The 9,948-nt window shown below is 75.6% G+C and carries 11 protein-coding genes; 9 read left to right on the top strand and 2 right to left on the bottom strand.

Features of this window, described 5'->3' with window-relative positions; translation table 11 throughout:
- From ABD335_RS16395 to ABD335_RS16365, 7 genes are all read left to right on the top strand, one after another.
- Nucleotides 1-625: DUF5947 family protein (locus ABD335_RS16395; RefSeq protein ID WP_344323490.1), on the top strand; the 625-nt coding region annotated here is incomplete at its 5' end.
- Nucleotides 626-635: 10 nt separating this feature from the next.
- Nucleotides 636-845 carry a hypothetical protein gene (locus ABD335_RS16390; RefSeq protein WP_344323488.1) on the top strand — a complete coding sequence of 70 codons (210 nt, stop codon included), beginning with the start codon at nucleotides 636-638 and terminating at the stop codon, nucleotides 843-845.
- Nucleotides 842-1,561: a DUF6084 family protein gene (locus ABD335_RS16385; protein ID WP_344323486.1), complete on the top strand. Its 720-nt coding sequence runs from the start codon at nucleotides 842-844 to the stop codon at nucleotides 1,559-1,561. Before ABD335_RS16390 ends, ABD335_RS16385 begins: the two co-directional genes overlap by 4 nt.
- A 15-nt stretch (nucleotides 1,562-1,576) precedes the next feature.
- Nucleotides 1,577-2,695, top strand: a complete 1,119-nt coding sequence (locus ABD335_RS16380; protein ID WP_344323484.1) for a hypothetical protein — start codon at nucleotides 1,577-1,579, stop codon at nucleotides 2,693-2,695.
- A gap of 8 nt (nucleotides 2,696-2,703) precedes the next feature.
- The gene (locus tag ABD335_RS16375; RefSeq protein WP_344323482.1) at nucleotides 2,704-3,483 is read left to right on the top strand and encodes a hydrogenase maturation protease; all 780 of its coding nucleotides are present in this window, start codon (nucleotides 2,704-2,706) and stop codon (nucleotides 3,481-3,483) included.
- Nucleotides 3,480-3,611, top strand: coding sequence for a DUF6893 family small protein (locus ABD335_RS16370; protein ID WP_344323480.1), 132 nt, complete (start codon nucleotides 3,480-3,482; stop codon nucleotides 3,609-3,611). The genes ABD335_RS16375 and ABD335_RS16370 overlap by 4 nt, the downstream gene beginning before the upstream one ends.
- Before the next feature lie 202 nt (nucleotides 3,612-3,813).
- Entirely contained in the window at nucleotides 3,814-4,671 is an 858-nt protein-coding gene (locus ABD335_RS16365) for a pentapeptide repeat-containing protein (protein ID WP_344323478.1), read from the top strand.
- On the opposite strand, the gene ABD335_RS16360 is transcribed toward ABD335_RS16365, so the two are convergent.
- Complete coding sequence (locus tag ABD335_RS16360) at nucleotides 4,625-5,728, bottom strand: GNAT family N-acetyltransferase (protein WP_344323475.1); 1,104 nt, start codon at nucleotides 5,726-5,728, stop codon at nucleotides 4,625-4,627. The two genes, ABD335_RS16365 and ABD335_RS16360, sit on opposite strands and share 47 nt — an antisense overlap.
- 641 nt (nucleotides 5,729-6,369) lie before the next feature.
- On the opposite strand from ABD335_RS16360, the gene ABD335_RS16355 reads away from it, so the two are divergent.
- A complete protein-coding gene (locus ABD335_RS16355) occupies nucleotides 6,370-7,596 on the top strand; it encodes a PP2C family protein-serine/threonine phosphatase (protein WP_344323473.1) in 1,227 nt (408 codons plus the stop codon).
- A gap of 70 nt (nucleotides 7,597-7,666) precedes the next feature.
- Nucleotides 7,667-8,506 carry an SDR family NAD(P)-dependent oxidoreductase gene (locus ABD335_RS16350; RefSeq protein ID WP_344323471.1) on the top strand — a complete coding sequence of 280 codons (840 nt, stop codon included), beginning with the start codon at nucleotides 7,667-7,669 and terminating at the stop codon, nucleotides 8,504-8,506.
- Nucleotides 8,507-8,534: 28 nt separating this feature from the next.
- Here ABD335_RS16350 and ABD335_RS16345 read toward each other — a convergent pair whose 3' ends face one another.
- Nucleotides 8,535-9,713 carry a PP2C family protein-serine/threonine phosphatase gene (locus ABD335_RS16345; protein WP_344323469.1) on the bottom strand — a complete coding sequence of 393 codons (1,179 nt, stop codon included), beginning with the start codon at nucleotides 9,711-9,713 and terminating at the stop codon, nucleotides 8,535-8,537.
- Between the last annotated feature and the right edge of the window lie 235 nt (nucleotides 9,714-9,948).

Here is a 9,948-nt window from a genome sequence, read left to right as displayed (position 1 = left end):
CGCCGGCGACGGCCCGCCGGAGGAACGCTGCGACCTGTGCGCCGAGCCCCTGCCCGCGGACCACCGCCACCTGCTGGACGTCCACGCGGGTGCGGTGTCCTGCGCCTGCCGCGCCTGCTCCCTGCTGTTCGACCGGCGGGAGGCGGGAGGGGCCCACTACCGGCTGCTGCCGCGGCGCAGGCTCCGGCTGGACGGGGACGGGATCGACGACACGCTGTGGGCGTCCCTCGGCGTTCCCGTGGGCCTGGCGTTCCTCACCCGCGGCGAGACGTCCGGCGAGGTCACCGCCCGCTGCCCGAGCCCGCTGGGTCTGCTGCGCGCGCCGGTGGACCCGCACCGCTGGCGGGAGGCGGAGGCGTCCGTCCCCGCCCTGGCGACGCTGGCCGGCGACGTCGAGGCACTGCTCGTCGACCGGACCGAGGGCGCGCGGCAGCACTGGATCGTCCCGCTGGACGACTGCTACCGCCTGGCCGCCACGGTGCGCGCGCACTGGAGGGGGCTGGGCGGCGGGCCCGAGGTCAGACGGCGCATCGAGGACTTCTTCCGCCGGCTCGCCGACGGGCCGTCCGTCGACGTCCGTCCCCCCACCGAACCGTCCCCCACCGATTCCCGACCCGGAACCTGAAGGAGGCTTCATGGCCGGCATCAGGGTAGGCAAGCCCCAGGTACAGCCCGACAGGGCCGCCCACGTCAGGGGCATCAGGCAGGGCAACCAGCTCGGCTCCTACCGGAAGGCCGCCGGGCACCTGCCCGACGACCGCTCCACGGCACGCCGTTCGACCGGCATCAACGCCCGGCGCCGCGATCCGATCATGCCCGGCATGCCGAACCTCTCCCCGTCATGACCGCGCCCCGCACCGCACCGGACGGCGTGCCCGCCCGGCACGCCGTCCCGTCCCTCGCCTTCACGGTCACCGACGCGCGGCCGGAGCGCTTCGCCGCGGTGCCCACCCTCCGGTTCGAGCTGGGGATCGCCCGGACCGGCGGCGGCCCCGTCCGCTCGATCAGCCTGACGGCCTCGGTCCGGATCGACGTGACCCGCCGCCGCTACGACGACCGGACGCGGCGGGCCCTGGCCGAGCTGTTCGGCGCGCCGGAACGGTGGGGCACCACCCTGCGCCCCCTGGCCTGGACCCGGACGACCGTGGTGGTGCCCCCGTTCACGGACACCACCACGGTCGCCCTCACCGTGCCGTGCCCCTGCGACGCCGAACTGGCCGTCACCAAGTACCTGTACGCCGTCCGCGACGGGGAGGTGCCCCTGGATTTCCTCTTCAACGGCACCGTCTTCTTCCAGGCCCCGGACGGCGGGCTGCGCACGGCCCAGATCTCCTGGGCCGAGGACGCCTGCTACCGGCTGCCCGCCGGCCTGTGGCACGACCTGATCGACCGCTACTTCGCCGGCAGCCCCTGGCTGCGGCTGTCCCGGGAGACCTACGAGCGGCTCGACGCCTACCGGGCCCGACGGGTCCTCACCACCTGGGACGACACCATCGGCAGCCTGCTGGACCAGGCGGACGGCCCCATCCCCGAGCTCTCCAGGACCCTCGAGGGCTCATAAGACCACCGGAGCACCATGGACGAAACGAGACGGGCGGAACGCCGGGAGGCGGCGCGGTGCCCGGAGAAGGTCGAGAAGATCGTGCGCACCTGCCTCTACGAGGGCTACCTGCTCTGGCCCTACCGCAGGTCGGCGCTGAAGAACACCAAGCGCTGGACCTTCGGCGGGATCTTCCCCCGCTCGTGCGCCGCCACGCTCGGCGAACCGCACCGGATGCGCACCCAGGTGTTGGTCGACACCGCGGGCCGTCCCGCGGAGGCCGTCGAGGTGACGGTGCGCGTGCGGTTCCTGCACGTCGTGGACCGCGGCGTGGTGCGCGAGGGGCCGGACGGTCCCGAGGCCGTCGACGACCTGACGGTGGACGGGCGGCGGTACCTGGCGTGGCAGGAGGCGACCGAGCGCGAGGTGTGCCTCCCGGTGACGCTGGGCTCCGTCCTCTCCCGCCCCGCACGGACCGCCGTCGACGTCCCCGCGGGCACCGACCGCGAACCGATCGAGGACGGTGCGGGCCGTGCCGCGGGAGCCCTGGTGCGCCGGTGGAACGCGCTGCGCGGCACCGTGGAGGTCGGCGCCGAGCCGGTCGGGGACGGCGTGTACCGGCTGACCGTGGGCATCGTGAACACCACCCCGTGCGCGCTGTCGGACCCCACCGCCCTGGGGGCCCGGGAGGAGGCGTGCGCGTACGCCTTCGTCTCCACCCACACGGTGCTGCACTGTCCCACCGCGCGTCTCGTCTCGCTGATCGATCCGCCCGAGCGCCTGCGGGAGGCCGCCGCGGCCTGCGAGAACCAGGGCACCTGGCCGGTCCTCGTGGACGACGACACCGACGGCGCCACCGACGAAACCGGCGGCGACGGGTCGAGCGCCCACACCGTGCTCTCCTCCCCCGTCACCCTGTACGACTTCCCCGAGGTGGCCCCGGAGAGCCCCGGGGACCTCTTCGACGGCACGGAGATCGACCGGCTGCTGATCCTCGGCATCCTGAGCCTGACGGAGGAGGAACAGCGGGAGGCGCGGGCCTGCGACCCCCGGGCCAGGGAGATCCTGGACCGCTGCGCGGCGCTCGACCACGACGAACTCCTCGCGCTGCACGGCGCCATCCGCGAGTTCCGGCCGCTCGGGGAGGAGGCGTGAACCGGACGGTGACGATCGACGGAGTCCGGCTGGGCCGGGGCGACCGCGTACGGCTGCGACCGCTCCACCGCGCCGACGTCTTCGACCTCGCGCTCGCCGGGCGCACCGCCGAGATCGTCGCCGTCGAGGAGGACTTCGAGGGCCGGGTCCACGTCGCGGTGGTCCTGGAGGACGACCCCGGGCGCGACCTCGGGGCGAGCGGACGGATCGGCCACCGCTTCTTCTTCTCCCCCGAGGAGCTGGAACCGGCCGGGCCGCCCGCCGAGCCCGACACGGCCCGCACGCGGATCCTGGTGGCCGGGATCGGCAACGTCTTCCTCGCCGACGACGGCTTCGGGCCGGAGGTGGCCACCGCGCTGCGCGGACGGACGCTCCCCGACGGCGTCCACGTCGAGGACTTCGGCATCCGCGGGATGGACCTGGCCTACCGGCTGCTGGACGGGTACGGCACCGCCCTGCTCGTCGACGCGGCGCCCCACGGCCGCCCGCCCGGCACGCTCTCGGTCATCGAACCGGACCTCGACGCGTTCGACGCCCTCCGGGGCGCCCCCGAGGCACACGCCATGGACCCGGTCAAGGTCCTCGCCCTGGCACGGCAGGTGGGCGACGCCCCGCTGCCCCGCGTCCTGGTCGTCGGCTGCGAACCGCTGGTGCGCATGCGCGGCGACGAGCCGGACGTGGCCGTCGGGCTCAGCGAGCCCGTCCGGCGGGCGGTCGACGAGGCCGTCACGCTGGTCGAGTCCCTGGTGGCGGAGCTGCTCGCCGGGGAGGAGGTGAACTCCCGATGAGGAACGGCATCTTCGTCCCCGCGGTGGCGGTGCGCATCGCCGTCGGCGTCCTGGCCGCCGCCGGCGCCGCGGCCATGGTGGTCGAGGTACCGGCGCTGTGGCGGTACCTGAAGATCAGGGCCATGTGACGGGCGGCGGCGTGGGGCCCGCGCGTGCCCGGAGCGCGCCGCGCGGCCGTCCCCGCCGTCCCGGCCGGGACGGTCGGGGCGGTCGGGGCGCGGTCGCGGGGAGCCGTCGGCGGTGTCCCGCGTCCGGCGGGGGAGAATGGAGCCTCGTACCGGAGCGCCGCGCGGGGCGGTGCCCGTCTTCCACGGCAGGAGATCACGCACGGTGCCCCACGAACGCGAAACCTCCACCGTCGCCCGGAGCCGGCCGGACCTGCGGGCCGACTGCGGGGACTGCTTCGCGCTGTGCTGCGTGGCGCTGCCCTTCACGGCCTCCGCCGACTTCGCGGTCGACAAGGAGGCCGGGCGGCCGTGCGCGAACCTGCGGGAGGACTTCCGCTGCGGCATCCACGCCCGCCTGCGCCGGGAAGGCTTCTCCGGCTGCACCGTCTTCGACTGCTTCGGCGCGGGGCAGAAGGTCTCCCGGATCACCTTCGGCGGGCGGGACTGGCGCCGCGATCCGCGCACCGCGCGGCGGATGTTCGCGGTGTTCCCCATCGTGCGGCAGCTCCACGAGCTGATGTGGTACCTGGCCGACGCGCTGGAGAGGCCGCGGGCCCGTCCCCTCCACGGCGATCTGCGCCGTGCGCTGGAGGACGTCGACCGCCTCACCCGCGGCAGCGCCGAGGAACTGGCGGAGCTGGACGTGGCGGAGGTCCGGCACCGCGTCGACGAGCTGCTGCTGCGCACCAGCGCACGGGTGCGGGCCGCGGTTCCGGGGCGCAGGAGGAACCACCGCCGGGCCGACCTCGTCGGGGCCGGACTCAGGGGCGCCGATCTGCGGGGCGCCGACCTGCGCGGGGCCTGGCTGATCGCGGCCGACCTCGGCGGCGCCGACCTGCGGACGGCCGACCTGATCGGGGCGGACTTCCGGGACGCCGACCTGCGGGGCGCGGACCTGACGGGGAGCCTCTTCCTCACCCAGGCCCAGCTCAACGCGGCCCGGGGCGACGAGCGGACCAGGCTGCCCGCCGGGTTCACCCGTCCCGCGCACTGGGCGTCCTCCGCGCACGGCCGGGGCTGAGGGGCTCCGCCCCCCCGGCGCGGACTCGGCCGGTGGGCTCGGCCGGTGGGGCTCGGCCGGTGGGGAGCGGCTTCACCATGACGTGCTCCCGGCGCCCGTCGGGCAGCGCGTCACCGACCGGTCCCTCGTCCACGAACCCGTGGCGACGGTAGAGGCCGACCGCGTGTTCGTTGCCGGGCACGACCGCGAGCCTCAGCAGCCCGGCTCCGGCCCGCACCGCCCACCGCTCCACCTCCCGCACCAGCCGGTCCCCCACGCCCCGGCCCCGCGCGTCGGGGGCGACCCACAGCGAGACCAGTTCGGCCTCGTCGCGGCCCGGCTCGGGGACGCCGCCGACCATCCCGGCCGGTTCCCCGTCGAGTTCGACGACGACGTGGTACGCGCCGGGGATGCTCAGCCGGGCGCGCCACCTCTCCTCCCGGTCGCCGGGGCCCTGCCAGTCCGCGAGCCGGGAGCCGAAGGCGTACGGGGCCTCCGCGAGCGCGGCGAGACGCACCTCCCGCCAGAGCCGCCAGTCGTCCGCCGTCAGGGTCCGCACCCCGACCGCACCGGAGGCCCGTCCCACGGCCCCGGGCGTCCACACGTACCGGACGCCGGGTTCGCGTTCCTCGTCGCCGCCGTGACCGCCGCCGTGGCCGCCGCCGTCGGCGTCGGCGTCGGCGTGCTCGACCGCGCGGAAGCCGTGGCGTTCGCAGAACCGCCGGGCCGGGCCGTCGCCCCGGGACGTCCACAGCGCCAGTCCGTCCGGGCTCCGCCGTTTGGCCAGGGCGACGAGGCGGTCGCCGATGCCGCGGCCCCGCCAGGACGGGTCGAGGTGGAGCTGCTCCACCTCCCCGCCGTCGAGCGCCATCATCCCGACGACCACGCCGTCCACGGTCGCCACCCAGGTCTCGTGGACCGGCACCCCCACGTCCCGGACCCACTCCCTCACCTGCCGGTCGGTGTGGGCCCGGCGCACGCCGGGAAGGGCCGCGGCGCGGGAGCGCAGCCACACCTCGGCCACGGCGGGCGCGTCGTGGTCGGTCGCGCGGCGGATGACGAGGGCGTCGGTGTCCACGGCGGTGCATCCTCGCAGCCGCGTTCCGCCGCCGCATCCGCGAATCCGGCGGCGGGTGCGGATCTTCACCACCGCTCTGCCGCGGCCGGTTCCGCGGTGGGACGTGACGGGGGTGTCGTGCGCGGCGCGGTCGTGGCACCGGCGGGAGGCCGCACCCGGTGTCCCGCCCGGTGCCGGTCGAGGGTGGTGCCGGTTCCGAACCGCGGGCACGGCATCGCGCCGGACGCTCCGGCCGCCTCCGCCCGTCTCACCGCGGACGCCCGCACGGGCCGGTGACGGGGACCGCGCCGGCGGACCACCCGTTCGGCGCGGGCGTCCACGGGCGGGCCACCGAACGGGCAGGCTTGCCCCGCTTCCCGCGGGGTAGACGGGGGATGCGCCCGGGTCGCCGCAGGTGGAGTCGGAGACAGGCACCCGGCCGCACCCTGCCGGCGGCCGGTGGATTCCCCCGTCCCTCCGGCCGTCGGCGGGGCCACTCGGCGCCGGAACGGCACGTCGTGAAGGCGGCCGGACGGGCGCCGTGGCCCGGCACCGCGCCGCACGGGCGCGGGAGCCGCCGGCCGCACCAGGAACCGATCCCCCGTCGACCGGCCCCGCAGGGAGGGAACACCGTGCCGGAGCGGTACCTCCGCAGTCGACAGATGCTCGCAGGTCTGCTGTCCGACAGTCACCTGCTGCCCCTGGAGCTGATACCGACCGCCGTGGCCCGGCACGCGGCGGTCGCGGGACTCCACGACGTGCGGATCCACCTGGCCGATCTGCAGGAGCGCGTGCTGCGCCTGCTGACCGGGATCGGGCTGGACGCCGGGCAGGGCGCGGACGCCGACGAGGCCGAGCTGAGGATCGAGGGGAGCGTGCCGGGCCGGGCCTACCAGTACGGGGAGATCCTGCCCGCCTCCGGGGCCGGGGCGGAGGGGTACCGGTGGTGGGTGCCGCTGTTGGACGGCACCGAGCGCATGGGCGTGCTGCGCATCACCACCGCGGCCGACGACGAGCACACCCGGGACGACATGCGGCAACTGGCCTCCCTGGTGGCTCTCGTCCTGGCGAGCAAGGCCTCCCTCAGCGACTCCCACGCCCGCCTGGTGCGCACCCGGAGGATGAACTCGGCCGCCGAGATGCAGTGGCAGTTGATGCCGCCCAGGACCTACGCCGACGGCCGGGTGGTGATCGGCGCCGCCATGGAGCCGGCGTACCGGATCAGCGGCGACGCCTTCGACTACGCGATCGCCGGGCCCCTGGTGCATCTGTCGATCTTCGACGCCATGGGACACGACACCGCGGCCGGCCTCACCGCCAACCTGACCATGGCCGTCTGCCGCAACCGGCGCCGCCAGGGCGCCGGGCTCGTCGAGACCGGCGAGGCCATCGAGGACACGCTGGTCGAACAGTTCGGCCACAGCCGGTACGCCACCGGCATCCTGGCCGAGTTGGACACCCGCACGGGCGTGCTCGGCTGGGTCAACCGCGGCCACCACCCTCCCGTCGTCATCCGCGGCGGGCGCTGGAGCACCCTGCTGCGCTGCCCGCCCGCCCATCCGATGGGCACGAGTCTGGGGCTGAGGAGCACGCTCTGCCACGAGCAGTTGGAGCCGGGCGACCGTGTCGTGTTCTACACCGACGGCATCACCGAGGCCCGCGGTCCGGGCGACCGCGAGTTCGGGCTCGCCCGCTTCGTCGACTTCCTCATCCGGCACCACATCGACGGCCTGCCCGTTCCCGAGACCCTGCGGCGGCTGGTGCGCTCCGTGCTCGACCACCACGGCGGCCGGCTCCAGGACGACGCCACCGTCCTGCTGTGCGAGTGGCTCGGTCCCCGGCCCGACGACCACGGCCCGGCCGCCGACCGGGCCGGTCTGCGCGGCTGACGGGAGCGGCGGGCGCCCCGCTCCCGTCGTCGGCGGGCGCCCGGACCACCGTCCGTGCACCATGGGGAGCATGGTCTTCGATCCGTCCACCGCGACCGGAACCGCCGTGGTCACCGGTGCCTCCTCCGGCATCGGCGCGGTCTACGCCCGCGGGCTCGCCGAGCACGGCCGGCGCCTGGTGCTCGTCGCGCGACGCGCCGGGCGGCTGGAGGATCTGGCCGCGCGGCTGCGCGCCGAGACCCCGGCCGCGGTCGAGACGCTCACCGCGGACCTGGGTCGCGAGGAGGACCTGGCGCGGGTGGCCGAGCGGGTCGCCGCCCCGGACGTGGACCTGCTGGTGAACAACGCGGGCATCAACGGCTACGGTCCGTTCGCCCGCACCGAGCCGGAGCTGCTGGCCCGGGTGTTGGCGGTCAACGTGGTGGCCCTGACCACGCTGACCCGGGCGGCCGTGCCGGGGATGCTGGAGCGCGGGCGCGGCGCGGTGGTCAACGTGGCGTCGCTGCTGGCCTTCGCCGGCTCGCTGCCGCCCGATCCGCTGCCCCACCGGGCGGTCTACGGCGGCACCAAGGGCTACGTGGTGACCTTCACCCGCACCCTCGCCGCCGAGTTGGCGGGCACCCCGGTGACCGTGCAGGTGCTCTGCCCCGGTCTGACGGCCACCGAGTTCCACCTCACCCGGGGGGCCGAGTCGGTGCCCGGGCACGAGGAGCGGGTGCACGACGAGGGCGGCATGCCCGCCGAGGACGTGGTGGCCGCCTCCCTGGCGGCTCTGCGCTCCGGCGAGGTGGTGTGCGTGCCCGGTCTGACCGAGCCGGAGGCGCTGGACCGGCTGCGCGCGGCCGAACTGGCGATCCGGGAGGGTTCGGGTCCCCGCCTCGCGCCCCGCCACGCCGCTCCGGAGCGGTGAGGGGCGGCAGGGAGCGGCGTAGCGCGGTTCAGCGGGCCGAGCCCGCCGTCTCCCCGGAGAACTCGTCCTTCGGCACCAGCGCCGTCCTCCTGCGCAGGAGCAGCACGGCGATGTCGTCCGAGGGGTTGCCGCCGGTGTGACGCATCAGCCGGCCGATCAGGTCCGCGGCCACCCGGCGGGGAGGGACGTCCACCCAGTCGGCCAGCTGTTCCTCCAAGGGGAAGAAGGCGCCGGAGGAGTCGCGGGCCTCGGTGACCCCGTCGGTGCACAGCAGGAGCATGGCGTCGGGCGGGAAGTCGATCCGTTCCACGGTGCGGGGGCGCGGGGCGAGGGGGCCCAGCCCCAGGGGGACGTTCGTCTCCCGTGGGCGGAGCGGGCCGGTCCGGTCGCTGTGCACCAGGTACGGCGGCAGGTGCCCGCAGTTGACCGCCTCGATCCCGCGTTCGCCGTCGACGCCGAGGACGAGCGCGGTGACGAAACGTTCCGGCTCCCCCATCTGGGTGGCGAAGGCGTTGTGCCGGACGACGGCGCTCTCCATGGCGTCCACGACCGCGGTGAGGGTCGGCTCGCGGTGGGCGGCCTCCCGGAAGGCTCCCAGCACCGCGAAGGCGGTCCCGATGGCGGGCAGCCCCTTGCCCTGGACGTCGGCGATGCACACCCGGGTGCCGTACGGCGAGGCGGCGATCTCGTAGAGGTCGCCGCCCACCCTGCTGTCCTCCTCCACGGGCTCGTACACGCCGTCGACCAGGAGCTGGTCGGTGAGCACGGGGAGCGGGCGCAGGATCTGCCGTTGCAGGGCCGCGGCGGCGGAGCGCAGCCGGATGATCTCCTCGTCCCTGCGGGCCCGCTGCCAGGAACTGGCGACGCTCAACGCGCCGAGCACCGTGGCGGTGAAGACCACCGCCACGTCGGCGCCCGCCGACTGGAACGGATCGGCGACGAGCGAGGCGACGAGGACGAGGGTGACCCACACGGCGGCCAGGGCCGTCTGCCGCACCGTCCCCCACCCGGCGACGAGGGCGGGGAGGAAGACGAGGAGGGGAACCAGCCGCGTGTCGCGCTCCCCGAAGTAGCCGGAGCCGACCAGCACCGCCGTGAGGAGGACGAGCCAGGACAGCAGCGCCCGGGAGCTGAGCCTGCGGCGGCCGGGACCTCTCCTGTGCCACGCCGTCGTTTTCGGCTCCTCGGGATCGTCAGGGGTGCGCACCTTGGTTTCCGCTCTCCGTGGTCGGGTCCCACCGGGACGCCTCGCCGCCGCCGGCCCGGTCACCGGCGGGCCGGTGCCCCAACCCTCTCGTATCCCCGAGCGGCCCCGGGGCATTCACGCGCGGCACCACCCGGGCGAACGAGTACCCCTTCCCGGCCGTTCCCCACACCCCGCGACAGTGGTGTTCGACACCGGCCCGGAGGCGGGGCCCGTGCGCGGTGGCGCGGACACGCCG

This window comes from Streptomyces macrosporus (genome assembly GCF_039533145.1).
Classification (GTDB): domain Bacteria; phylum Actinomycetota; class Actinomycetes; order Streptomycetales; family Streptomycetaceae; genus Streptomyces; species Streptomyces macrosporus.
The sequence above is the reverse complement of the archived record's forward strand: the minus strand, read 5'-3'. Positions and strand labels throughout refer to the sequence as shown.